The organism is Actinomadura sp. GTD37 (genome assembly GCF_041951365.1).
In the GTDB taxonomy this organism is placed as follows: Bacteria; Actinomycetota; Actinomycetes; order Streptosporangiales; family Streptosporangiaceae; genus Spirillospora.
In genome coordinates this window covers 145,129-167,848 of record NZ_JBGNUS010000009.1, presented here as the reverse complement: position 1 = coordinate 167,848, position 22,720 = coordinate 145,129, and the positions used below count along the sequence as shown (strand labels likewise).

Here is a 22,720-nt window from a genome sequence, read left to right as displayed (position 1 = left end):
CGAGCCGCCGCCCGCGGCCCGGCCCTGCGCGCCGACCGGCCGGGCCGCGGGCGGCACGGAAGGGTCCCGCCATGCCGACGCACCTCCAGCCGGCCGGCCATCTCCCGATGCTGTACCAAGCCCTCGCCGTCCTCTCGACGGCGATCTACTTCAGCGGCCTCGCCCACTTCAAGCTGGCCGCCGCCCGGATGCCGCCCCTCAGCGGGACCCGTACCTGGTCGCTGGCCGCGACGCTGCTCACCAGCAGGACGTGGATCACCGGCGCGGCCCTCCTGGGCGTCGGCGCCGCCGTCCAGACGGCCGCGCTGACCGGACTCTCGCTGGTCGAGGCGCTGCCCATGTTCCTGGCCGGGCTCGGGGTACTGCTCATCCTCGCCGTGCCGGTCCTGGGCGAACGGCTCACCCCCCGCGAATGGGGGTGCGCGCTGCTGCTGGCGGCCGCGACCGTGCTGTTCGTGCACGCCTCGACCGGGCTCCACGGCCCGTCCGACCCCGGCACGCCCGCGCCGCCGCTCGTCGTGGCCGTCGCCCTGCCCTCCCTGCTGGTCCCGTGCATCGCGTTCATGGCCGGCGACCGGGCCCGGAAGGGCGTCCACGCACGTCCGCTGACCGGTGTCGCCCTCGCCGTCAACGTCGGCCTGCTCACCGGCACCGCCGAACTGATGCTCCGCGGAGCGTCCGGCCAGGGGACGTCCCCTGCGGCGCTGCTCGGCACCCCTTACCCCTACGTGTTCGCGGTCACCGCGCTGCCGGCCATGGGGCAACTCCAGATCGCCTTGCAGCGCAGCCGCCTCGTGATCGTCGGCCTGGTCGCGACCGCGACGGCGAAGACCTACCTGCTGGTCGTGGCGACGTCCCTCTACGGCGAACCCTGGCCGGACGGCCGCGGACAGACGGCCTCGGCACTGGGACTGACGATCCTGGCGATCGCCGCCGTCCCGCACCACGAACCCCGATACCGTCCCGCACCGGCACGGCTGCACCGCGAGCCCACCGTCCGATGACCCCGCGAGCCCCGTCCGCGCCGTTCCCGGACGCCGGGCCGATGCGGTGGCTGCGCCGGTCGATCCCCGCCATCGCCGCGGAGGCGGCCGACACCGCACGCGCCCGCGTCATCGCCTGCCAATGGAGCCGCCGGCCGGACGGCCGCGACCTCCTGCGCGAGGCCATCACCGCCGCGATCGAGGGCTTCCTGCGCGCGCCGGACGAGCCGCCCCCGCAGGTCATCCGCGTCTTCCAACTGCTCGGCCAGGCGGAGGCCGACGACGGGCGCAGCCCCGAAGACCTCCGGACGGCACTGTCGGCCGCGACCGGCGCCGTCGCCGAACGCCTTGCCGAACAGGCCGTCCGGCGCGACCTCACGCCCCGGCGCGGCGGCACATTCGTCCGCCTCGGCCTCGCCTACACCGACCGGCTCCAGCAGGCCGCCGCCGCCGGGCACCGCGCGGCCGAGGCGCGGGCCACCGGCCACGCCGGACCCGCCCGGCGCCGCCTCGTCGAACTGCTGCTGCGTCCGCGCCCCGAACCGCACGACCTCGCGGACGCCGCCACCGCCGCGGACTGGCCGCTGCCCCGCACGGTCGCGGCGATCGCCGTCGACCCCCGCACTCCGGGACCCCGCCGAATCCTGCCCCCGGACGTGCTCACCGGGCTGCACCTGGACCCCCCGTGCCTGATCTTCCCCGACCCGTCCGGCCCCGCACGGCGCGCGGCGACGGAGGCGATGCTCGGCGGCCATCCGTCCGTCGTCGGCCCCACGGTCGAGATCACCCGCGCCGCCGCGTCGCTGCGGCTGGCCCACCGGGGCCTGGAACTGCTCCCGCCCGACATGCTCCCGGTGCATCTGAGCGAGCACACCCCGGCCCTCCTGCTCCTCCAGAACCCGGAACTCGCCCGCACCATCGCCGACCGGAAACTCGCGCCGCTCCGCCGGCTGCGCCCGTCCCAGCGGCTGCGGCTCACCGACACCCTGCTCGCCTACTTCGAGTGCGGCTTCAACAGCAGCAGCACCGCCGCCCGCCTGCACACCCACCCGCAAACCGTCCGCAACCGCGTCCGCCAACTCAACGACCTACTCGGCCCCGACCTGTACAACCCCGCCCACGCCCTGGACTACCTCATGGCCCTCCACGCCCAGCGCCTGCTACCAACTGACTCCACCTGCGACCAGACCCCCGCACGCACAACCCGGAGAACAGCCTGACCTCCCGCCCCTCGGCGGCTTCGAACTGCCGGGCGCTCCCGGCTTCTTCACCCAGATCATGACATGCGCCAGTGAAATGAACTCTTCGCCGAGGCGCCCTGCCCTGTGGCGTTCCGGCTGCCCTGGCGCTAGTGGCCGCGGCTGCGCAGCAGGTCCTGCGTGTAGGCGGCGAGACGGGCGGCATCGTCCGGGTCCAAGGTCTTCAGGGACAAGTCGACGGGCTTGCCGCGGTCGATCGCGGACAATGCGCCTGCGGGCGGTCGGTCGATCCATTCGACGATCGGCCGGACCGCGTCGGCGATGGGGCGGGCAAAGAACCTCGCGAGCACTTTGATCGTCCTCTGGATGACCGGATTCGGGTGGGCGTCGGCACCGCTGCGAGTAAATCCGGGATGGTAGAGGATATAGCGGACCTTGCTCTCAGTCTGGCTGGCGAAAGCGACGCCCAGCAGGTCGTTCGCCCGGCCGGCCTGGAGTTGGGCGCGCACCTGACCGTAATGGCGCGCCAACTGCGGATCGTCCCAAGAAATCGTCCCTGCGGTTTTACCGACACCGGCCACGTTGATGATCACGGGGCTGGGGGCGGCGTCGAAAAGGGGGCGTAGCCGGTGGCCGAGCAGATAGCGGCTCAGGTAGTACAGGGCGAAGGTGAACTCAAGTCCGTCCGGGGTCTCGGTGTACTTGGGGCTGATCCGATTGGCGAACAACGCCAGCGCATCAACGGCCTGGTGTTGCTCGGAAATATCAGCGACGACCTGTTCGACTTCGGCGATCGAGGACAAGTCCGCCCGCAGAAACCGCAGGTTCGGATCGGCGGCTTGGTCGAGCAGGGCGCGTCCCCTCGCCTGGTTACTGCCGATCACGGTGACGTGGTCGCCCCTGGCCAGTCGTTCCAGGGCGACCGCCCGGCCCATGCCGGTGGTCCCGCCGCTGATGATGACGGTCTTGGGCGGTTGGTCTGGCACGGTCTGACTCCTAGGCTCGTAGCGGCACGTCTGATCATGGGCCGCCCGGCCGGATGACGAAAGAAGGCAGTTTCATGTCCGGTACGAACACCGGTGTTCCTTCTGTACTGGCGCACGACCTGCCTTTGCCGGTGCTCACCGACGAGTTGGCCGCATGTCCGGTCGGGGACGTGTTCCGGCGAGTGGGCGACAAGTGGAGCATGCTGCTGATGATCCTGCTCGGGGGTCGTCCGCGCCGGTACAACGAGCTGCACCGCGCCATCGAGGGCATCAGCCAACGCATGCTGACCCGTACCTTGCGAGGTCTGGAGGCCGACGGGCTGGTCCGGCGCGAGGTGCACCCGACGGTGCCGCCCAGCGTCGAGTACAGCCTGACCCCGCTCGGCGGCACGCTGCTCGAACCGCTGTCAGCGCTGGCCGATTGGGCAGTACGTCACGAAGCGGAGATCAACGAGGCTCGCTCCCGACACACGGGCGTTTAACGGCGCTGGTACAAGGCCGGTCGGCCGGGGCGGGACCGACCCGGAGCGGCCGCAGGCCCGGCCCCGGACGTCGAACTGGCGGCAGCGTAGCGGGGCGCCTCAACGCGTCGTGCGAAGACCGGGTGCCGGCGGGTGGCTCGCGCCGTGTCAGCCGCCCAGTGATGATCGGTGAAGCCTTGGCCGCCGTGGAGGGCGTCCTTATGAGCACCGGCACGAGCCGATCACAGCGGCGCGAAACGGAACCGGACGGAACAGGCCGCATGCCGGCTCGCGGAGCCGGGCGCCACGATGGCGGCCTCGGTCCGCCGCACCACCTGGAAGCAATATTCCGCCAACCGCGTCGCCGATTCCGGAACCTGGCCGTGGGCATTGGCATGGTGCATCGAGCTGGTTGAGGTTGACCCCAACTGCGTTCACCTGACGGCTGGCATTCCGCAGCTCGGCATGCAATGCGACGAGTGCGCCGTCCAGGGGACGCTGCTCACGGATCGCGGTGCGCACCGTCCTTATGACGAACGCGCTACAAGCGAGCCCGGCCGGCATCGCCGCTTCGTGGATCTCTTCGTACTCTTGGTCGTCGACCCGAATTCTCAACTCCCGCTCGCGCCGCCGTCCTCCGCCGAGCTTGGCTCGACGCTGCAGCGGTTCCGAGCCGTCGCTGCCTCGTTTGGGTGTCGTCATGTACCTCCGGTCCTGGCTTTTGAGGGACCGCGCTCGGTCCCCTGCCTGGCCAGTGTGATCTTCCGAGCGGAAGTTATCCACAACAGGTAAACGCTCTACCAGCTATCTTGCATCCCGTGTTGGACCGATTGAGAACTCGGTCCGGCTGGTGCGCTAATGCCAGACGCGGTTCACGAATGATGCGCAGTACCGAGGGCTACCAAAACGTCCAGGCCCACCGTCCACCGATATATGCCGGCGGGCCGGACGTCGCCGCGGACGCTCAGTGCTTCGTGATCTTATGAATCGAGATATCCGGCCAGGGCGGCCGACGCAGGACCGCCGCGGTCGCCAGCCCCGCGGCGACCAGCCCGATCAGCCCGCCCAGCAGCGCGATCCGGGTGCTGTCCACGGCCGGCGTCCAGGACGCCTTGCCCTCGTGGACGACGAAGACGCCGAGCGGCGTGGCCCGCGGGCGCCTCCCGGCGGTGACCCGCGCGACCGGAATCACCGTGGCGCCATCGGGCCTGTCGTAAGGCTCACCGAAGACCCGCTGCGCCCGCTCAGCGCCCCGCAGCCACTCCAGCTCTTCCCCTGCTCCCATTCGCCCCCCCCGGCCCCGCTCCCGACACCTCAGACTCCACGCCTGAAAGCCCCATCGCGCACATTATGACCGGCCGTGGGTTGGTAAGCGTGGTCCACCCTTTGACCCGAGGCCGCCAAAGTCGAGAGATCGCTGGGTGGGAGCTTGATCCTACGACGCGCCGATCGTGCGGTTTGAAGGCGGACACGACCCGTGTGACGGGCGTACGGTCGCGCGCACGGGCGCACCGGTCCGTAACGGTGGCCGAGGTGCTCGGTGGCCGCCGGGGCGGGGATGGTGGAAGTCCCCTGCGTCCTCAGGTAACGATCTTGTGCCTCGGCGGTGCGGGCTGCCTCGCGGGGTTGTGACCGCGGCGGTGCGGCGGAGGGTGGTGTGTTCGGGCGACCAGGCGTGCCATCTGGTGTCGGGCGGTCATGGTGGCAGCGTGGTGACAAATGACCAAGAGGCCGGTTTGGGATTTCTCCTTAACCGGCCTCTGACCTGGGTGTTCCTGGTGGAGCTGAGGGGATTTGAACCCCTGACCCCCTCGATGCGAACGAGGTGCGCTACCGGACTGCGCTACAGCCCCAAGGACTCCGTAAGGTTAGCAAACTCCGGGGGGTGCTCGCGCACGGGTTACTCGCCGACGGCGCGGCGGTCGTCGGCGTACTGGTCGAAGATCTCGTCGGGGGTGATGAGTTCGATGACCTCGGCGGCCTCGGTGGCGCGGCGGGTCTCCAGGGCGTGGGCCGCGGCGGTGCGGGCGCGGGCGCGGGCGTGGGCGGCGGCGCGGTGGCGGGCGGTGTCCATGCCGACGGCGACGCGGAGCAGCGCGAGGTGGCCGGCGAGCAGCGCGACCGGGGGCAGGGTGGCCCACCAGGGCGCGAGGCCGGACGCGACGACGGCGGCGGCGGTGAGGACGAGGGCCGCCAGGCCCGTGGTGCGGCGGCGGCGCCGGGCGATGACGGTGGCGCGGGTGACCCGGCGGCGGGGCTCGGGGGCCTCCTCCGGGGTCTCCTCGGGCGGCGTCTCCTCGTCCTCCTCGGGGCGTTTGTGGAGGAGGCGGGAGATTCCCGTCGCCTCGGTGTCGCGGCGCAGCCACATGGGCACGAGGACGATCGCCCAGACGGCGACGATGGCGAGGTACAGGACTGCGCTGCTCACCGGCCCCACCGTCCCAGGGCACGCTTAAGAGGCGGGCCGACTTTCGGCGCGCGAACGTGCAATGGGAGCAGGGTCACGCCCCGCACGGTACGAGGGGGTGTCAGAGGTTGACGAGCATAAGGGACGGTGTGTCGCGAGATCGATCTCGCCGTTACTCTCCGTTTGCCGGGCCTTCTCGAACGCAGGATTCTTACGGCGGGAAAGTCATGGGGGGCTCATGTGCGGCGGGGAAATGCCTGTTTGCGCTCGGCGAGCCAGCGTGCGCGCAGGCCACCGGGCACGTCCTCGACGGTGAGGGCGTAGCAGATGTGGTCGCGCCAGGCGCCGTCGATGTGCAGGTGGCGGCGGCGAATTCCCTCTTCCCGGAATCCGAGCTTTTCGACGACGCGGCGGCTCGCGGTGTTCTCCGGGCGGATATTCGCCTCCAGCCGGTGGAGGCCGACGGTGAAGAAACAGTGGTCGACGGCGAGGGCGACCGCGGTGGGAATGACGCCGCGCCCGGCGACCTGCCGGTCGACCCAGTAGCCGATCTGCGCCGACCGGGCGGAGCCCCAGACGATCGCGCCGATGGTGAGCTGGCCCGCGAACCGGTCCTCGTGGGTGACGACCCAGGGCAGCGCGAGACCCTGCCGGGCCTCGCGGCGCATGGTGTGGACCATGCTGAGGTACGGTCCGAGGCCGCTGCGGAACAGCGGCGTCTCGGGGTTGGTGGGCTCCCACGGGCGGAGCCACTCGGCGTTGCGAACCCGCAGTTCACGCCATACGGCGGCGTCGCGGTGCCGCAGCGGGCGCAGGCCGACAGGACCTTCGGTCAGGGTGACCGGCCATCCCCGTAAACGTTCCACGGTTCCATGATTCCCTGGACGGACGTCTGGACGCCATCAATTGTCCCCGAGAATTCGGGCACGCGGGACGATCGTGCCGTGTTTCATCACCCAGGCGACCTGGAGGTCGTCGTCCAGGACGGCGAGGTCGGCGTCCTTGCCGGGTTCGAGCGAGCCGGTGCGGGAGCCGATGCCGAGCGCGCGGGCCGGGGTGAGGGACGCGGCGCGGGCGGCGTCCTCGACGGGCAGCCCGGCGTCGGCGACGGCGCGGCGGAAGGCGTCCGCCATGGTGATCGTGCTGCCGGCGATGGACGTTCCGCCGGCGAGCGTGGCGCGGCCGCCGCGGACCTCGACGTCCATGACGCCGAGGCGGTAGTCGCCGTCGCCCATCCCGGCGGCGGCCATGGCGTCGGTGATCAGTGCGACGCGGGGGCCGGCGGCGGCGAACGCGAGGCGCGTCACGGCGGGCTCCACGTGCACGCCGTCGTTGATCAGTTCGACGGTGACCCGGGGGTCGTCCAGCGCGGCGGCGATCGGCCCGCCCTCGCGGTGGTGCAGCGGCCGCATCGCGTTGAACAGGTGCGTGGCGACGCGCGCGCCCGCGTCGAAGGCGGCGCGGGCGGTGCCGCCGGTGGCCTCGGTGTGGCCGACGGCGGGGATGACGCCCGCGTCCGCGGCCGCCCGGACGAGGTCGAGGGCGCCGGGCAGTTCGGGCGCGAGGGTGATCATGCGGAGGTGTCCGCGGCCGAGCCGGACGAGCCGGCGGAACTCGGCGGGGTCGGGGGCGCGCAGCAGCGCCGGGTCGTGGGCGCCGCAGCGGTCGCGGGCCAGGTAGGGGCCTTCGAGGTGGATGCCGGCGATCACGCCGTCCGCGGCGAGGCCGGCGAGGCCCGCGACGGCGTCGGCGAGTTCCCGCGGGGTGCCGGTGACCAGGCTGGCCATCGTGGTCGTGGTGCCGTGGGCGAGGTGGAAGGCCGCGGCGCGGCGGGCCTCTTCGGGACGCTGGTACGACGCGCCCGCTCCGCCGTGGACGTGCATGTCCACGAAGCCGGGGACGACGTACCGTCCGGCGAGGTCGATCTCCTCGCCCGTGGCGGCGGTCGTGATCCTGCCGTCCGCGATGTGGAGGTCTCCGTGGCGGACGCCGTCCGGCAGGACGATCCGGGCGTTGGTGAGGATCGTCCCGGGGGCCGGTTCGTCGCCCGGTTTCGGCATGGCGTCCCCTCGATGCGCGCACATGATCGTGGCTGATTGTTCCACGGCTAGAACGCGCAGCTAAGGCCAGGGGCGCGCAGGCTAGAATCCTCGGATGGCCTTCGTCCCGGACGCTCCCTCACCCGCGCGGGCGACCCGGCACGAGCGCTGGAACGCGCTGCTCGAACTGCTCGCGGACGCGGGCAGGCTCACGGTCGAGGAGGCGTCCCTGCGGATGGGGGTGTCGGCCGCGACGATCCGCCGCGACTTCGACCAGCTCGCGCAGCAGCAGATGCTCTCCCGGACCCGCGGCGGCGCCGTCGCGCAGAGCGTCAGCTACGACCTGCCGCTGCGCTACAAGGCGGCGCGGCACGCGTCGGAGAAGCAGCGGATAGCGGCGGCGACCGCCGAGCTGGCCAGGCCGGGATGGGTCGTCGGGCTGAACGGCGGGACGACGACGTCCGAGGTCGCCCGGGTCCTCGCGACGCGCGCCGACCTGCACGCCGAGGGGGCGGCGCCGGCGCTGACGATCGTGACGAACGCGCTGAACATCGGCAACGAGCTGGCCGTCCGGCCGCATGTGAAGATCGTCCTGACCGGCGGGGTGCCGCGGCCGCAGTCCTACGAGCTGACCGGGCCGCTCGCCACCGGCATCTTCGACCACGTGACGCTGGACGTGGCGGTCATCGGGGTGAACGGGGTGGACGCCCGGCACGGCGCGACGTGCCACAACGAGGGCGAGGCCGACGTGAACCGGCTGATGGCCGAGCGCGCCGAGCAGGTGGTCGTGGTGGCGGACGGCTCGAAGGTCGGGCACCGGGCGTTCGCCCGCATCTGCGGCATCGACGACATCGACGTCCTGGTGACGGACGGGACCGTCCCCGAGGAGGAGGTCGCCGCCTTCACCGAGGCCGGCGTCCGCGTCATCACGGCCTAGCGGGGCGAGCGGTCCCGGCGTCAGTCGAGGGCGAGCACGTGCATGGCCAGGCGGGTGGCGCGTCCGCCTTCCTGTCCGGCGACGTCGAGGGCGGTGCGGACGTCGAGGTCGTCCAGGAGCGCCTCGGTCACGGCCGCTTCGGCGGCGGGGGACGGGTCGCGCCGGCCGGCCGCGGTGTGGAGCCGGTCCAGGCGTTCGCCGGCCCGGTCGAGGGCGGCGGGGGTGTAGTCCCATTCGTCCCGCCAGGGCTCGGCGATGAGCATGAGCCGGACGGCGGCGGCCGGACGGCCCGGGACCAGGTCGGACACGAGCACCAGGTTCCCGGTCGACTTCGCCATCTTCTCGCCGTCCCGGCGGACCACGCCCACGTGCAGCCAGGCCCGGGAGAAGGGGCGCACGCCGGTCAGCGCCTCGGCCATGGCGCGCTCGTAGGCGTGGTGCGGAAAGCGCAGGTCGGCGCCGCCGGCGTGCAGGTCGAGCGCCGGCCCGAAGGTCGTCATGGCCATCGCGGCGCATTCGGCGTGCCAGCCGGGCCGGCCGGGGCCCCACGGGCTGGGCCAGGCGGGCTCGCCCGAGCGGGACGGCCGCCAGACGGCGACGTCGAACGGATGCTCCTTGCCGGGGTCGCCGGGGTCGTCCCCGTATTCGGCCAGCAGCGCACGGGCCTCCCCGTCGCCGAGCCCCGCCCGCCGGGGGACGTCGGCGCCGTGGAGGAGGACCGCGCCGTCCCGGAGGTAGGCGTCGCCGGACGTGAGAAGCCCCCGCGCGAGCGCGATGACCTCCGTGACGTGGTTGTGCGCGCGCGGCTGGTGGTCCACGGCGTGGACGCCGAGGGTGTCGAGGTCGCGTTCGAAGTAGTACTGCTGGACGGCGGCGAAGCTGTCGTAGGGGCTGCCGGCGCGGTGCGCGGCCTGGTTCAGCACGTCGTCGACGTCGGTGACGTTGCGGCAGACGAGCACGTCCCCGCCCGCGTGCCGCAGGACGCGGGCGGCGACGTCGGCCCAGACGAAGGTGCGGGCGTGGCCGAGGTGGGTGGCGTCGTACGGGGTGATCCCGCAGACGTACATCCGGGCGGGACCGGCGACGGGCAGCGGACGCCCGCCGATCCGGAGGGTGCGGTCGGGTGCGTTGCGATTCACGGGGATGCCTCGCGGTGGTCGGGAAGCCGAAGGGCCCTGGTACTCGGTGCCGTCCCCTCCCAGTGTGCGAAGAATGCGGTAAAGGCAGCACCTGCTGCGTGCCCCCGCTTCTCATCCGGGAACGGGACGTCGGACGCGGCGGCCGGGGGCGGCCTCCCACGTCCGGACTCGCGGGCGCCGTGGGCCTGCGCGAGGTCTAGGCGCCGCCGGCCGGGGAAGATCCAGAGGCAGGCGGGCCATGCCGTTCGCCCTCAGTCGGTACCATTCGTGATTGCCGCAGGGCAATGAGCGCGGTCGGAGGGACGGTCATGACCGGCAGCGGGGAGCGGGTCGGCGATCACCTCGATCACCTCGATCAGCGGACCGGCCGGCCGCGGCGGCTCCCCTACGACGCGGGCACGCTGAAGGCGGCGCGGGCGCTGGCCGTCGAGTGCGCGACCGCGGCCGGGTTCACGGAGGACCGGGTCCAGGACGTCGAACTCGTCACCAGCGAGCTGACCGCCAACTCCGTCGAGCACGGCGGCGGCTCCGGCGTCCTCTGCCTGTGGACCGACGCCACCCATCTCGTCATCGAGGTCAGCGACGGCGGCCACATCGAGGACCCCCTGGCCGGTCGGCGCCCGGTGCCGCCCGACTCGGTCGGCGGCCGGGGGCTGCTGCTCGTGTACAAACTGGCCGATCTCGTCCGCATCCATAGCGGGCCAGACGGAACCACCGTCCGGGTGTACTTCACCCGCGCGATGATGTGATCCATGAGCGAAGTTTCAGCGCAGGGCTACGGGCCGGACCACGATTCGCCGTTCGGTTTCGGGCTGCATCACGTGCAGATCGCGATCCCGGCGGGCAGCGAGGACGAGTGCCGCGCGTTCTACGTGGACGTCCTCGGCATGGTCGAGATCAAGAAGCCGCCGGTCCTGGCGGCGCGCGGCGGGCTGTGGATACGCGCGGACGCCCTGGAGATCCACCTGGGCGTCGAGCAGGACTTCCGCCCTGCCCGCAAAGCACACCCCGGCATCCGCGTCCACGACCTGGACGCGCTGGCCGAACGCCTCACCGCCAACGGCACCGAGGTCACCTGGGACGACAACTTCCCAGGCCACCGCAGGTGCTATGCCTTCGACAACCTGGGCAACCGCCTGGAGTTCCTCCAGCGCGACGGCTCACGCCCCGAGTGGTGAGCCGCGCCGACTCGTGAGCGCGCCCGCGCTGCGTGGCGAGCGCGCCCGCGCCGAGTGGCGAGCGCGCCCGCGTGGTGAGCGTCAGCCGGGGAAGGACCCGGCGCGGCCGAGCAGGGCCTGCACCGGGCTGTCCAGGCGCCCGCTCAGCCAGGCCGCCGTCTCCGTCACCGGCGCGATCTGGACGCCGGTGGTGACGCCGGTGCGGTCCAGCGCGTACACGAGGTCCTCGGTCGCGATGTTGCCGGTGGCGGCGGGCGCGAAGGGGCAGCCGCCGAAGCCGCCGGTGCTCGCGTCCAGCGCGCTCACGCCGTGGTCGAGCGCGGTGAGCGCGTTGGCATAGCCGGTGTTGCGCGTGTTGTGGAAGTGGCAGCGCAGCGGGACGCCGGGGGCGACCTCGGCGGCGCCGGTCAGCAGCGTGCGCACCTGCGCGGGGACGCCGACGCCGATCGTGTCGGCCAGCGCGATCTCGTCGGGCTCGCTCTCGGCGATGCGCCGCACCAGGTCGAGGAGGCGGTCGGCCGGCACCTCGCCCTCGAACGGGCAGCCGAAGGACGCGGCGATGGTGACGCTGCGGAAGAGCCCGGCGGCACGGGCGTCGGCGGCGATCCGCGCCCAGGCGGCCACTCCCTCGTCGACGGAGCAGCCCTGGTTGCGGCGGCTGAACTCGTCCGTCGCCACGACGACGACGTTGACCTCGTCCACGCCGGCGGCGAGGGCCCGGTCGAGGCCGCGCCGGTTGAGGACGAGCCCCGCGTAGCGCACCCCGTCGGGCCGGGGGAGCCGCTCCATCACCGCCTCGGCGTCCGCCATCTGCGGGACGCGCTTCGGGTTGACGAAGCTGACGGCCTCGATGCGCCGCAGCCCGGCGGCGATGCTCCGCTCGATGAGCCGCACCTTGTCGGCGGTGGGCAGGATCGCGGCCTCGTTCTGCAGCCCGTCCCGGGGTCCGACCTCGATCACTTCGACGTGCGCCATGTGGCTTCCCTTGTATGCAATCTGTGGACATCTTGAGAATCGGCCAGGTCTAACCCTTGTGTCAAGCGTCCGAAATGCATATCTTGCATACAATCGACCAACGAGGAGGTGGGGATGGTCCGTGCCGTGGACCGTGTGTACGCACGGTTGCGCGCCGACATCCTGGACGGCGTCCACCCGCCCGGAGGACGGCTCGGCGAGGCCGAGCTGGCCGAGCAGACCGGCTCCAGCCGGACGCCGGTCCGGGAGGCGCTGCGCCGGCTCGAGGTCGAGGGACTCGTCGAGGTCCTGCCGCACCGCGGCGCCCGCGTCCCGGACTGGACGCCGGAGGACCTGGAGGAGATCTACGACCTGCGGATGCTGCTGGAGGGCGCCGCCGCGCGCCGCGCCGCCACCCGGATCGACCCCGCGGACGTCGCCGCCATGGAGAAGCTGTGCGACGTCATCGAGCGCTGCGCCGAACCGGGCGACGGCCAGGACCTGGACCGGGTCGCCGAGCTGAACGCCGACCTCCACGGCATCGTCCGCGCCGCGGCGGCCAGCCCCCGGCTGGTGTCCATGCTCAACGCGGTCGTGCAGCTCCCGCTGGTGATGCGGACCTTCCACCGGTACTCGCCGGACGACCTCGCCCGCAGCTTCGCGCACCACCGGGAGCTGGTCGTCGCGCTGCGGGCGGCGGACGGCACCTGGGCCGAGTCGGTGATGCGGGCGCACGTGCTCGCCGCGAAGGCGGTGCTGCTCCGCGCCGCCCACCGCGCCGCCGACGACGAGAACGACCGGCACGACACGACCGAAACGAGGACTCCCTAGATGTCAACGCACGACGGCGCCGCGCAGGGCGCCACGCAGGACGCCCGCGGACCGCTCGCCGACCTGCGCGTGGTGGAGATGGGACAGCTGCTCGCCGGCCCGTTCTGCGGCCAGCTGCTCGGCGACTTCGGCGCCGACGTGATCAAGCTGGAGTCGCCCGGCGCCGGCGACCCGATGCGCCAGTGGGGACGGGAGAAGCCGCACGGCAAGTCCCTCTGGTGGCCGGTGGTCGCGCGCAACAAGAAGTCGGTGACCTGCAACCTGCGCACGCCGGAGGGCCAGGACCTGGCGCGGCGGATCATCGCCGAGGCCGACATCGTCGTGGAGAACTTCCGCCCCGGCACGCTGGAGCGCTGGGGGATGGACTTCGACCGGCTCCGCGCGGAGAACCCGGGGCTGATCCTCGTCCGGGTGTCCGGGTTCGGGCAGAGCGGCCCCTACGCGCCGCGCGCCGGGTACGGGTCGATCGGCGAGGCGATGGGCGGCATCCGCTACGTGACCGGCGATCCGGGCAACGCGCCGTCCCGCGCCGGGATCTCGCTCGGCGACTCGCTCGCCGCGGTGTTCGCGACGATCGGCGCGCTCGTCGCCGTCCACCACCGGAGCAACACCGGCCGGGGCCAGATCGTCGACTCGGCCATCTACGAGGCGGTGCTGGCGATGATGGAGTCGCTGCTGCCGGAGTGGGCCGTGGCCGGCTACCAGCGCGAGCGGACCGGGTCCGTCCTGCCCAACGTGTCGCCCAGCAACGTGTACCCGACGGCGTCCGGCGAGATGATCCTGATCGCCGCCAACCAGGACACCGTGTTCGGGCGGCTCGCCAAGACGATGGGCCGGCCCGAGCTGGCGGACGACCCGCGGTTCGCCGGCCACGCCGACCGGGGCCGGAACATGGCCGAACTGGACGAGCTGATCTCCGCCTGGTCGGCGACGCTCGGCATCGAGGCCCTCCTGGCGGCCCTCCACGAGGGCGGCGTGCCCGCCGGCCGCATCTACACCGCCAAGGACATGTTCGACGACCCGCACTTCGCGGCGCGCGAGGCGATCGTGCGGCTCGTCCATCCCGACTTCGGCGAGCTCCCGATGCACAACGCGTTCCCCAGGCTCAGCGAGTCCCCCGGGTCGGTGCGGCACGCCGGTCCCGGCCTCGGCGAGCACAACCGGGAGGTCTACGGCAGCCTCCTGGACCTTCAGGAAGACGAGATCGCCGCGCTGGCCGAGCGCGGAGTCATCTAAGCAAGCAAGGCATCGGGAGACCAGCATGGGATATCGCCTAGGCGTTGATGTAGGGGGCACGTTCACGGACGTGCTCCTGGTGGACGAGGAGACCGGCGTCAGCCACCGCGCCAAGACCGCGTCGACCCCGGCGGACCAGTCCGAAGGCGTCCTCAACGGCATCCGCAAGGTGTGCCGGGACGCGGGGATCGAGCTGACCGAGGTGGCGCACGTCCTGCACGGCACGACGGTGGCGACCAACGCGATCCTCCAGGGCAGGGGAGCGCGGGTCGGGCTCGTGACCACGCAGGGGTTCCGGCAGGTCCTGCAGATCGCCCGGTCGTACGTGCCGGGCGGGCTGGCCGGCTGGATCATCTGGCCGAAGCCGGAGCCGCTGGCGCGGCTGGAGCACACGGTCGAGATCCCCGGCCGGATCACCGCCGACGGCTCGGTGGTGACCCCGCTGGACGAGGAGCGCGCCCGCGCCGAGCTGCGCAGGCTCGCCGGGGCCGGCATCGAGGCGCTGACCGTCTCGCTGATCAACTCGTACGCGAACGACGCGCACGAGCGGCGGGTGGCGGAGCTGGCGGCCGAGGAGCTGCCGGGGATCCCGGTGTCGCTGTCCAGCCACGTCCTGCCGGAGATGCGCGAGTACGAGCGCACCGTCACGACCGTCGCCAACAGCTACGTGCAGCCGGAGGTCGCCCGGTACGTCAGCAATCTCGACCGGTCGCTGACCGGCAGCGGGATCGCGGCGCCGCTGTCGGTGCTGCGCAGCGACGGCGGGCTGACCCAGGCGTCCAAGGCGGCCGAGGACCCGGTGTCGCTGCTGCTGTCCGGGCCGGCGGGGGGCGTGACCGGCGCGGCGTGGTTCGCCGAGCAGGCCGGGTTCTCCGACTTCCTCACCTTCGACATGGGCGGCACGTCCACGGACGTGGCGCTGGTGCTCGACGGGCGCCCGCGCATCGGCCGGGAGACGAGCGTCGGCGACCTGACCGTCCGGGCGACCAGCGTGGACGTCCGCACGGTCGGCGCGGGCGGCGGCTCGATCGCGCACGTCCCCGAGCTGACGAAGGCGCTGCGCGTCGGGCCGCAGTCGGCAGGCGCCGCCCCCGGCCCCGCCGCCTACGGCGCGGGCGGCACGGAGCCGACGGTCACCGACGCCAACGTCGTCCTCGGCTACCTGCCGACGCAGCTCGCCGGCGGCGAGATCTCGCTGGACGTCGAGGCCGCCCGCAAGGCGGTGAGCGGCGTCGCCGAGGCGATGGGCCTGCCCGGCGTGGAGGCCGCGGCGGCCGGGATCATCGACATCGTCAACGAGAACATGCTGGGCGCGCTGCGGCTGATCAGCGTCCAGCAGGGCTTCGACCCGCGCGACTTCGCGCTGATGTCGTTCGGCGGCGCGGGCCCGCTGCACGCGAACGCGCTCGGCCGGCTGACCGGCGCGTGGCCGGTGATCGTGCCGCCGTCGCCGGGCGTCCTGTGCGCCTACGGGGACGCGACGACCTGCGCCCGCGACGAGAGCGCCCGCACGATGGTGCGCCTGTTCTCCACCCTCGACGACGCCGAGCTGCGCGCCGCGCTCGCCGAACTGGCCGACGCGGCCGCCGCCCGCCTGGAGTCGGAGGGCGTGCCGCGCGACGCCCAGACCGCGACGTACCAGTTCGACCTGCGCTACCACGGGCAGGGCTTCGAGATCCCCGTCGAGATCGACCGCGGGACCGTGGACGGCGACCTGCTCACCGAGTTGGGCGCCAGGTTCGACGCCGAGCACAAGCGGCTGTTCTCGTTCCTGCTCGACAACGAGCGCGAGGTGATCAACCTGCGGGTCACGGTGAGCGGCCCCCGCCCGGAGGTCGCCTGGCGCACCCTGCCCGAGGGGACCGGCGACCCGTCCGCGGCGCTGGTCCGCGAGACCGAGGTGTGGATGGACGGCGCGTCCGTGCCCGCCCGCATCTTCGAACGTTCCAAGCTGCGCGCGGGGGACGTGGTGACCGGACCGGCCGTCGTGGTCGAGATGGACTCCACCACCCTCGTCCTGTCCGGGCACGCCGCGACCGTGCACCCGAGCGGCAGCCTGCTGATCCGCCCGACTGAGGAGGCCTGATGGCCGAGATCCTGCAGACCACCACGGAGCCGGTCGGCCGGGTCGACGTCGACCCGGTCACGCTGGACATCATCGAGAACGCGCTGCGCAACGCCCGGCACGAGATGGACGAGGTGCTGTTCCGCACCGCGCTGTCGCCGGGCATCCGCGAGCAGCACGACGAGTTCCCGCTGATCGCCGACCCGTCCGGGAAGATGGTCGTCGGCCAGTTCGGCCTGTCGGTGCCGGACTTCCTGGCGAACTTCGACGGGACGATCGGCGAGGGCGACATCCTGATGACGTCCGACCCGTACGCGTGCGGCGCGGCGATCAGCCACGCCAACGACTGGCTGCTGGTCGTGCCGATCTTCCACGAGGGCCGGCTGGTCGGCTGGTCGTCGATGTTCGGGCACATGACGGACGTGGGCGGCAAGACGCCGTCCTCGATGCCCGCCGACGCCCGCACCATCTACGAAGAGGGCGTGATCGTCCCGCCGTTCAAGCTGTACGAGGCCGGGAAGCTCAACGAGGCCGCGCTGCGGATCATCCTCAACCAGGTCCGGATGCCGGACTGGAACCGGGCCGACCTGAACGGGCTGACCGCGGCCTGCACGACGGCCGCCCGCCGGGTGACCGAGCTGTGCGACCGGTTCGGCGTCGAGACCTACCTGTCGGCGCTGGACGATCTGCTCGAACGCAACTACCAGGCCATGAAGGTGCTGCTGGCGACCCTCTTCGAGGACGGCCAGACGCTGGAGTTCGCCGACTACATCGACGACGACGGCTGCGGCTACGGCCCCTACGAGCTGAAGATCTCGCTGACCCGGACCGGCGAGAAGATCCATCTGGACTTCAGCCACGCCGCCCCGCAGGCGGTCGGGCCGATCAACTACTTCATCAACGAGAACCTCGTCCGGATGTTCTTCGGCATCTACGTGATCACGGTCGCCGACCCGCAGATCCTGTGGAACGACGGCTTCTACCCGCTGATCGACGTCACGATCCCCGAGGACTCGTTCTGGAGGCCGCGCCGCCCGGCCGCGCTGAACGCCCGCAACCACGGCATCGGCCGGGTGTTCGACCTGTTCGGCGGGCTGCTCGGGCAGACGAACCCGGAGATCCTGAACGCGGCCGGGTTCTCGTCCTCGCCGCACTTCATGTACTCGGGGCACTACACGTCCGGGCCGCGCGCGGGCGAGTGGTTCCAGCTGTACTCGATCGGGTTCGGCGGGGTGCCGGGACGCCCGGTCGGGGACGGCCCGGACGGGCACTCGCTGTGGCCGTCGTTCGTCAACATCCCCTGCGAGTACCTGGAGTCGTACTACCCGCTGCGGATCGAGCGGTGGGAGACGATCGCCGACTCCGGCGGCGCCGGCCTGCACCGCGGCGGCAACGGCGTGGACGTGGCGTACCACTTCGAGGAGCCGGGCACGATCGCGATCCACGACGACCGCTGGCTCACCTACCCGTGGGGCGTGAACGGCGGGCGTCCGGGTGAGCGGGGACGCAAGTGGATCGACCGGGTCGACGGCACCCGCGAGGTGCTGCCCAGCAAGATCCACGACGTCCCGGTCGCGCCGGGCGACGTCCTGCACTTCGTGACCTGGGGCGGCGGCGGCTGGGGCGACCCGCTCGCCCGGCCGGCCGAGCAGGTCGCGCTGGAGGTGCGGCGCGGGCTGGTGACCGCCGGCGGCGCCCGGGAGGGCTACGGCGTCGTCTGCGGCGACGACGGCGTCCTGGACGCGGCGGCCTCCGAGGCGCTGCGGGCCGAGATGGCCGCCGCGCGGCCGGAGATCCCCGTGTTCGACATGGGCCCGCCGCTGGCGGAGATCCTCGCCCGCTGCGAGGAGGAGACCGGGCTGCCCGCGCCGCGTCCGCCGGTCGACGTCCGCTCGGCGGACGCGCTGCGCCGATGACCGGTTCGGACGACCTCGTCGCCGGCTACCGGGAATCGGGCTTCGGCGAGAGCCTCGGCTGCGGCAGGGCCCCGGCGGTGCTGGTGGTCGACTTCGCCCGCGCGTACCTGGCGGACGGGTCGCCGCTGCGCGCCCCCGTGGAGGACGCGCTGGCCGCGACCGTGGCCCTGGTCGGCGCGGCGCGGACGGCCGGGCTGCCCGTGCTGTTCACCCGGGTGAGCTTCCAGCCGGGCGGCGCGGACGGCGGGCTGTTCCGCCGCAAGGTCCCCGCGCTCCGCGTGTTCGAGGAAGGGAACCCCCTCGGCGACTTCGCCGAGGGGGTCTCCCCCCGGCCGGGGGAGACGGTGGTCACCAAGCAGTACGCGAGCGCGTTCCACGGGACGTCGCTCGCGGCGACCCTGACCGCGTCCGGGATCGACACCCTGTTCATCTGCGGGCTGACCACGAGCGGCTGCATCCGGGCCACCGCGACCGACGCCCTGCAGCACGGCTTCCGCCCGCTCGTGGTGGACGAGGCGTGCGGTGACCGCGACCCGCGCCTGCACGAGGCCAACCTGCTCGACCTCCAGGCCAAGTACGCCGACGTGATCTCCCTCGACCGTGCCCTGGAGCTGATCACCTGATCGTCGACTTGCGGCGTGTTGTCGTTATGAGCGCCCGCATAACAACAACACGCCGCAAGTCAACGGGGTCAGGCGTGCCTTGCGGCGGTGGTGTGGAGGGCCAGGGACAGGTCTACGGCGCTGTCGACTACCGCGTCCAGGTCGTCGCCTAGCCTCCCGTCCGCCCACTGCTGGGCCAGTTCGGTCATGGCGCCGGTGAACATCGTCGCGGCGATGACGACCGGGAGCGCCGGGTTCTCGATGTTGCTCATCGCGAGGACGCCGTCCAGCAGGGCGGTCTGCGCGGCGCGGCGCCGCTCGGCGAGGACCTCGTTGCCGCGCGCCTCCGCGAACAGGACGCGCCCCCTGCGCGGGTCGTCGCTGATGAAGCGGAGCACGCTGCGGATTCCCGCGCGGGTGCGGACGTTCGGGCTCGGACCGGCCTCGTCGAGCGCGCCCGCCAGCGCGTCGGCGAGGGCCGTGGCCTCCCGGTCGTAGACGGCCGCGAGCAGCTCGTCGGTGCCGGCGAAGTTCTCGTAGAAGTAGCGCGTGTGCAGCTCGGCCTCGCGGCACGCGGCCCGGACCGTCAGGCCGGCCTCGCCCTCCTCGCCGAACAGCCGGTACGCGGCCTGGACGAGCATGCCGCGCCGCTCGTCCCGCCGCCGGCTCGCGGGGACCCCGGCCCACCGGGTGGACGTGGCCGTGCGCGCGTTCGCCATGCCCCGACGATACCGCCGAGCCCTCGCCCCGGGGCCAAGTCTGGACACAGGTGTACCCAAACCCTTACTCTGGCCACAGTTGTAGCCAGAAATGGGAGCGCACATGCCGGGCAAGATGGATCTGGGCAAGACGAACATCGTCGCGACGCGGTTCGAGCGGGCCTTCGACGCCGATATCCGCTCCAGGTTCTTCAAGGGCCTGGACTTCGCCGGGCCCGACGGCGACCCCGGCTGGTTCGGGCCCGGCAGCGCGGTCTGGTACGTCCACTCGCACCTGCCCACGCTGATCCTCGGCCTGGTCGGCGCCGCCTACATCGAGGGGCTCGACCCGAGCATCAGCTGGATGGCCTACGACCACTCCCGCATCCCCGAGCGCGCGGACGGCGTCCCGACCGGCAACATCGACCCGGAGGGCGCCGCCGTCCGCCTGGGCCACTCCCTCTCCTTCTTCATCGGGACGGCCTACGGCTCCACCGCGACCGCCGAGCGGCTGGCCCGCACCGTCCGCGCCATGCACCACACCATCAAGGGCACCCGCCCGGACGGGCTGGCCTACGACGCCGACGACCCCGAGTGGCTGCGCTGGAACTACGCCACCGTCGTGTGGGGGCTCGCGACCGCGCACGAGCGCTACCACCGCCGCCCGCTCGACGACATCGACCGCTACTACCGCGAGTTCGTCCGCGTCGGCGAGGCCCTGGGCGGGACCGACCTGCCCGCCACCAAGGCGGAGGTCGCCGAATGCCTTGAGTCCTACCTGCCGCGCCTGGCGGTCACCCCGATCAAGGCGTTCGCGACGGGGCCCAACCTGCGCGACAGCAAGGCCAAGCCCTGGGAGCCCGGCAGCGCCTTCATGGACTGGGCCGCCCGCGACATGCTCCCGAAGTGGGCGCAGAAGCTCTGCCTCTACCAGCCGCCGAACCCCGTCGCGCTGCGCGCGCGCCGGGCGGCGCTGTGGGCCGTCCTCAACGGCCTCCACGACGCCACCGGACCGATCCGGGAGTTCCGCGAGGCCGGGGCCCGCGTCGCCGGCGGCGTCTCGGCCCCGGTCGCCGCGTCGACCGCGCCGACCGCCCCCGACCCCGTCCTGACCCGCGAGGAGGTCGAGGCGACCGCCTGACGAACCGCTGCCCGGCGTTCATTCCCGCCGTGGCCTGAATGGGACATTGAGGGGATTGGCCTGGGAACTATTGTGGGAAGACACTGCGTCGACCCACGGAGGCAGAGCAGGCCATGAGCGATTCGCGCGCGCCGTCCCCCCAACCGGCTCCGGGGATCGATACGACGGTGTCTCACTCGGCCCGTATCTGGGACTATTGGCTGGGCGGAAAAGAGAACTACGAAGTTGATCGCGAGCTGGGCGATCAAATAGCGGCGGTGCTGCCCGACATCGTCGAGCAGGCCCGTGCCGACCGGCTGTTCCTGGGACGGGTGGTGCGCTTTCTGGCCGGCGAGGCCGGAATTCGGCAGTTCCTCGACATCGGGACGGGGCTGCCCACCGCCGACAACACCCACGACGTCGCGCAGCGGATCGATCCGGCCTGCCGGGTCGTCTACGTCGACAACGATCCGCTGGTGCTGACGCACGCGCGGGCACTGCTGGGCAGCACCCCGGAAGGCGCCACCGATTATCTGGACGCCGACATGCACGATCCGGAGGCGATCCTGCGCGGGGCCGCCGCGACGCTCGACTTCTCCGAACCCGTCGCGATCACGATGCTGGGCGTGGTCTGGCACATCACCGACGACGACGAGGCCCGGTCGATCATCGGCCGGCTGCTGGAGCCGATGGCGCCCGGCAGTCATCTCGCGATCGCGCATCCCACGATCGAGGTCACCGGCGAGAAGATGGCCGAGGCGATCCGGCAATGGAACCAGTACGGCAGGCCGCCCGGCATCCACCGCACCCCCGCGCAGCTCCGGAGCCTTTTCCAGGGCCTGGAGATGGTGGAGCCCGGAGTCGTCTCCTGCACCCGGTGGCGGCCCGAGGCCGTGCCGTTCGGCGAACCCGAGGAGAGCGACCAGTTCGGCGGCGTCGCACGCAAGCCCTGAGCCGCACCCGCCGCGGGGCGTCCCCGGGGGCGGGCATGGTGACGATGAGGAGCAGGTCATGAGCGCGGTCCCGGCCGGGCGGCTCACCGCGGGGGTGGCCGCCGAGCTGCGCGCCGACGACTCGGCCGGGCTGACCCTGCCGAGGCTCGTGCTGGCCGTCCGGCTGCGCCGGCTGCGCGGCGGGCGGGGCATGAGCCGGGGAGCGGCCGCGCCGGCGGTCGGCTCCGAGGACAGGCTCGCCGCGCTGGAGTCCGGCATCACCCGGTGCGGGCTCGACGACGCGATGGCGCTGTGCGATCTCTACGGCGTCGACGAGCACGCCACCCGGGTGGCGCTGCTGGAACTGGCCCGCCAGTCCCATGCGCCCGGCTGGTGGCAGTCCTACCGGGAGTTCATCCCGGCGTGGTTCCTGCCGTACATCGGCGCGGAGCAGGTCGCGGACGTCGTCCGCTGCTATGCCGTCCAGTACGTCCCCGACCTGCTGCAGACTCCCGCCTACGCCCGTGCGCAGATCACGCTGGTGCACCGCGCGGAGGCCGCGTCGGAGATCGACGCCAGGGTGGGCCTGCGCATGCGCCGGCAGGACATCCTCCACCGCTCCCGGCCGGCCCGCCTCTGGACGATCCTGGACGAGGCGGCGCTGCGCCGCCCCGTCGGCGGCCGGGGCACGATGTTCCGGCAGCTCGAACACCTGCTGGACCTGTGCGACGCGCCCAACGTCACCGTCCAGGTCCTGCCGTTCGCCATCGGCGGGCACGCCGCGCTGAGCGGCCCGATGACGCTGCTCCGGCTGCCGGACGAGGACCTGGCCGACGTGGTGTTCCTGGAGCAGCTGGACCACGCCCTCTACCCGGACCGCCCCGGCGACCAGGACTACTACCGGCACGCCATGAACGTCCTCGGGTCGCAGGCGCCGCCGCCGGCGCGCACCGCGCCGATCCTGCGCGAGGTGATCGCCTCGCTGTGAGCGCCGGACGTGTCATGGGACACAGACCGGCGTCCGCGGGCATGGCATC

The 22,720-nt window shown here is 72.4% G+C and carries 23 protein-coding genes and 1 tRNA gene; 14 read left to right on the top strand and 10 right to left on the bottom strand.

All coding sequences use genetic code 11. The features are described 5' to 3' along the window. Positions 1-71: 71 nt before the first annotated feature. Both ACA511_RS34445 and ACA511_RS34440 read left to right on the top strand, forming a co-directional pair. Complete coding sequence (locus tag ACA511_RS34445; RefSeq protein WP_375028885.1) at positions 72-1,004, top strand: hypothetical protein; 933 nt, start codon at positions 72-74, stop codon at positions 1,002-1,004. Then, positions 1,001-2,203, top strand: a complete 1,203-nt coding sequence (locus ACA511_RS34440; protein WP_375028884.1) for a PucR family transcriptional regulator — start codon at positions 1,001-1,003, stop codon at positions 2,201-2,203. The genes ACA511_RS34445 and ACA511_RS34440 overlap by 4 nt, the downstream gene beginning before the upstream one ends. A gap of 128 nt (positions 2,204-2,331) precedes the next feature. On the opposite strand, the gene ACA511_RS34435 is transcribed toward ACA511_RS34440, so the two are convergent. Continuing rightward, a complete protein-coding gene (locus tag ACA511_RS34435) occupies positions 2,332-3,168 on the bottom strand; it encodes an SDR family NAD(P)-dependent oxidoreductase (RefSeq protein ID WP_375028883.1) in 837 nt (278 codons plus the stop codon). 74 nt (positions 3,169-3,242) lie between these two features. On the opposite strand from ACA511_RS34435, the gene ACA511_RS34430 reads away from it, so the two are divergent. Continuing rightward, on the top strand, positions 3,243-3,650 hold the full coding sequence (locus ACA511_RS34430) for a winged helix-turn-helix transcriptional regulator (RefSeq protein WP_375028882.1): 408 nt from the start codon (positions 3,243-3,245) through the stop codon (positions 3,648-3,650). Positions 3,651-3,848: 198 nt separating this feature from the next. Here the strand turns inward: ACA511_RS34430 and ACA511_RS34425 are convergent, their stop codons facing one another. From ACA511_RS34425 to nagA, 6 genes are all read right to left on the bottom strand, one after another. After that, positions 3,849-4,331 carry a hypothetical protein gene (locus ACA511_RS34425; protein ID WP_375028881.1) on the bottom strand — a complete coding sequence of 161 codons (483 nt, stop codon included), beginning with the start codon at positions 4,329-4,331 and terminating at the stop codon, positions 3,849-3,851. 262 nt (positions 4,332-4,593) lie between these two features. Next, a complete protein-coding gene (locus ACA511_RS34420) occupies positions 4,594-4,914 on the bottom strand; it encodes a hypothetical protein (RefSeq protein WP_375028880.1) in 321 nt (106 codons plus the stop codon). A gap of 491 nt (positions 4,915-5,405) precedes the next feature. Then, positions 5,406-5,482, bottom strand: a tRNA-Ala gene (locus ACA511_RS34415). A 47-nt stretch (positions 5,483-5,529) separates the two neighbouring features. Beyond that, positions 5,530-6,057, bottom strand: coding sequence for a hypothetical protein (locus tag ACA511_RS34410; RefSeq protein ID WP_375028879.1), 528 nt, complete (start codon positions 6,055-6,057; stop codon positions 5,530-5,532). A gap of 215 nt (positions 6,058-6,272) precedes the next feature. Beyond that, a complete protein-coding gene (locus tag ACA511_RS34405) occupies positions 6,273-6,902 on the bottom strand; it encodes a GNAT family N-acetyltransferase (RefSeq protein ID WP_375028878.1) in 630 nt (209 codons plus the stop codon). A 36-nt stretch (positions 6,903-6,938) separates the two neighbouring features. Beyond that, positions 6,939-8,096 carry an N-acetylglucosamine-6-phosphate deacetylase gene (gene nagA / locus ACA511_RS34400; RefSeq protein WP_375028877.1) on the bottom strand — a complete coding sequence of 386 codons (1,158 nt, stop codon included), beginning with the start codon at positions 8,094-8,096 and terminating at the stop codon, positions 6,939-6,941. Between the two features lie 94 nt (positions 8,097-8,190). On the opposite strand from nagA, the gene ACA511_RS34395 reads away from it, so the two are divergent. After that, a complete protein-coding gene (locus ACA511_RS34395; protein WP_375028876.1) occupies positions 8,191-9,012 on the top strand; it encodes a DeoR/GlpR family DNA-binding transcription regulator in 822 nt (273 codons plus the stop codon). Positions 9,013-9,032: 20 nt separating this feature from the next. On the opposite strand, the gene ACA511_RS34390 is transcribed toward ACA511_RS34395, so the two are convergent. After that, positions 9,033-10,151, bottom strand: a complete 1,119-nt coding sequence (locus ACA511_RS34390) for a class I tRNA ligase family protein (protein WP_375028875.1) — start codon at positions 10,149-10,151, stop codon at positions 9,033-9,035. Positions 10,152-10,459: 308 nt separating this feature from the next. On the opposite strand from ACA511_RS34390, the gene ACA511_RS34385 reads away from it, so the two are divergent. Both ACA511_RS34385 and ACA511_RS34380 read left to right on the top strand, forming a co-directional pair. After that, positions 10,460-10,900, top strand: coding sequence for an ATP-binding protein (locus ACA511_RS34385; protein WP_375028874.1), 441 nt, complete (start codon positions 10,460-10,462; stop codon positions 10,898-10,900). A gap of 3 nt (positions 10,901-10,903) precedes the next feature. Further along, entirely contained in the window at positions 10,904-11,329 is a 426-nt protein-coding gene (locus ACA511_RS34380) for a VOC family protein (protein ID WP_375028873.1), read from the top strand. Between the two features lie 81 nt (positions 11,330-11,410). Here ACA511_RS34380 and ACA511_RS34375 read toward each other — a convergent pair whose 3' ends face one another. Continuing rightward, on the bottom strand, positions 11,411-12,304 hold the full coding sequence (locus tag ACA511_RS34375) for a hydroxymethylglutaryl-CoA lyase (protein ID WP_375028872.1): 894 nt from the start codon (positions 12,302-12,304) through the stop codon (positions 11,411-11,413). Positions 12,305-12,430: 126 nt separating this feature from the next. On the opposite strand from ACA511_RS34375, the gene ACA511_RS34370 reads away from it, so the two are divergent. The 5 genes from ACA511_RS34370 to ACA511_RS34350 are packed head-to-tail and all read left to right on the top strand — an operon-like array spanning position 12,431 to position 18,954. Then, on the top strand, positions 12,431-13,114 hold the full coding sequence (locus ACA511_RS34370) for a GntR family transcriptional regulator (protein WP_375028871.1): 684 nt from the start codon (positions 12,431-12,433) through the stop codon (positions 13,112-13,114). Then, on the top strand, positions 13,115-14,350 hold the full coding sequence (locus ACA511_RS34365; protein ID WP_375028870.1) for a CaiB/BaiF CoA transferase family protein: 1,236 nt from the start codon (positions 13,115-13,117) through the stop codon (positions 14,348-14,350). Positions 14,351-14,375: 25 nt separating this feature from the next. Next, positions 14,376-16,436, top strand: a complete 2,061-nt coding sequence (locus ACA511_RS34360) for a hydantoinase/oxoprolinase family protein (RefSeq protein WP_375028869.1) — start codon at positions 14,376-14,378, stop codon at positions 16,434-16,436. Further along, positions 16,436-18,331: a hydantoinase B/oxoprolinase family protein gene (locus tag ACA511_RS34355; RefSeq protein WP_375028868.1), complete on the top strand. Its 1,896-nt coding sequence runs from the start codon at positions 16,436-16,438 to the stop codon at positions 18,329-18,331. Before ACA511_RS34360 ends, ACA511_RS34355 begins: the two co-directional genes overlap by 1 nt. Then, positions 18,328-18,954, top strand: a complete 627-nt coding sequence (locus ACA511_RS34350) for an isochorismatase family protein (RefSeq protein ID WP_375028867.1) — start codon at positions 18,328-18,330, stop codon at positions 18,952-18,954. Before ACA511_RS34355 ends, ACA511_RS34350 begins: the two co-directional genes overlap by 4 nt. Before the next feature lie 68 nt (positions 18,955-19,022). Here the strand turns inward: ACA511_RS34350 and ACA511_RS34345 are convergent, their stop codons facing one another. Then, a complete protein-coding gene (locus tag ACA511_RS34345) occupies positions 19,023-19,652 on the bottom strand; it encodes a TetR/AcrR family transcriptional regulator (RefSeq protein ID WP_375028866.1) in 630 nt (209 codons plus the stop codon). 103 nt (positions 19,653-19,755) lie between these two features. Between ACA511_RS34345 and ACA511_RS34340 the strand changes: the two genes are divergently transcribed. The 3 genes from ACA511_RS34340 (at position 19,756) to ACA511_RS34330 (ending at position 22,671) form a co-directional block, all read left to right on the top strand. Beyond that, on the top strand, positions 19,756-20,772 hold the full coding sequence (locus ACA511_RS34340) for an oxygenase MpaB family protein (RefSeq protein ID WP_375028865.1): 1,017 nt from the start codon (positions 19,756-19,758) through the stop codon (positions 20,770-20,772). Positions 20,773-20,885: 113 nt separating this feature from the next. Continuing rightward, positions 20,886-21,704 carry an SAM-dependent methyltransferase gene (locus ACA511_RS34335; RefSeq protein WP_375028864.1) on the top strand — a complete coding sequence of 273 codons (819 nt, stop codon included), beginning with the start codon at positions 20,886-20,888 and terminating at the stop codon, positions 21,702-21,704. A gap of 58 nt (positions 21,705-21,762) precedes the next feature. Beyond that, positions 21,763-22,671 carry a DUF5753 domain-containing protein gene (locus ACA511_RS34330; RefSeq protein ID WP_375028863.1) on the top strand — a complete coding sequence of 303 codons (909 nt, stop codon included), beginning with the start codon at positions 21,763-21,765 and terminating at the stop codon, positions 22,669-22,671. Positions 22,672-22,720 lie beyond the last annotated feature (49 nt).

What these genes read in the sequence shown, in the direction of transcription:
- ACA511_RS34445 (WP_375028885.1), top strand. Translation starts at nt 72, where the DNA reads ATGCCGACGCACCTCCAGCCGGCCGGCCATCTCCCGATGCTGTACCAA.
- ACA511_RS34440 (WP_375028884.1), top strand. Translation starts at nt 1,001, where the DNA reads ATGACCCCGCGAGCCCCGTCCGCGCCGTTCCCGGACGCCGGGCCGATG.
- ACA511_RS34430 (WP_375028882.1), top strand. Translation starts at nt 3,243, where the DNA reads ATGTCCGGTACGAACACCGGTGTTCCTTCTGTACTGGCGCACGACCTG.
- ACA511_RS34425 (WP_375028881.1), bottom strand. Translation starts at nt 4,331, where the DNA reads ATGACGACACCCAAACGAGGCAGCGACGGCTCGGAACCGCTGCAGCGT.
- ACA511_RS34420 (WP_375028880.1), bottom strand. Translation starts at nt 4,914, where the DNA reads ATGGGAGCAGGGGAAGAGCTGGAGTGGCTGCGGGGCGCTGAGCGGGCG.
- nagA (WP_375028877.1), bottom strand. Translation starts at nt 8,096, where the DNA reads ATGCCGAAACCGGGCGACGAACCGGCCCCCGGGACGATCCTCACCAAC.
- ACA511_RS34395 (WP_375028876.1), top strand. Translation starts at nt 8,191, where the DNA reads ATGGCCTTCGTCCCGGACGCTCCCTCACCCGCGCGGGCGACCCGGCAC.
- ACA511_RS34385 (WP_375028874.1), top strand. Translation starts at nt 10,460, where the DNA reads ATGACCGGCAGCGGGGAGCGGGTCGGCGATCACCTCGATCACCTCGAT.
- ACA511_RS34380 (WP_375028873.1), top strand. Translation starts at nt 10,904, where the DNA reads ATGAGCGAAGTTTCAGCGCAGGGCTACGGGCCGGACCACGATTCGCCG.
- ACA511_RS34375 (WP_375028872.1), bottom strand. Translation starts at nt 12,304, where the DNA reads ATGGCGCACGTCGAAGTGATCGAGGTCGGACCCCGGGACGGGCTGCAG.
- ACA511_RS34365 (WP_375028870.1), top strand. Translation starts at nt 13,115, where the DNA reads ATGTCAACGCACGACGGCGCCGCGCAGGGCGCCACGCAGGACGCCCGC.
- ACA511_RS34360 (WP_375028869.1), top strand. Translation starts at nt 14,376, where the DNA reads ATGGGATATCGCCTAGGCGTTGATGTAGGGGGCACGTTCACGGACGTG.
- ACA511_RS34355 (WP_375028868.1), top strand. Translation starts at nt 16,436, where the DNA reads ATGGCCGAGATCCTGCAGACCACCACGGAGCCGGTCGGCCGGGTCGAC.
- ACA511_RS34350 (WP_375028867.1), top strand. Translation starts at nt 18,328, where the DNA reads ATGACCGGTTCGGACGACCTCGTCGCCGGCTACCGGGAATCGGGCTTC.
- ACA511_RS34345 (WP_375028866.1), bottom strand. Translation starts at nt 19,652, where the DNA reads ATGGCGAACGCGCGCACGGCCACGTCCACCCGGTGGGCCGGGGTCCCC.
- ACA511_RS34340 (WP_375028865.1), top strand. Translation starts at nt 19,756, where the DNA reads ATGCCGGGCAAGATGGATCTGGGCAAGACGAACATCGTCGCGACGCGG.
- ACA511_RS34335 (WP_375028864.1), top strand. Translation starts at nt 20,886, where the DNA reads ATGAGCGATTCGCGCGCGCCGTCCCCCCAACCGGCTCCGGGGATCGAT.
- ACA511_RS34330 (WP_375028863.1), top strand. Translation starts at nt 21,763, where the DNA reads ATGAGCGCGGTCCCGGCCGGGCGGCTCACCGCGGGGGTGGCCGCCGAG.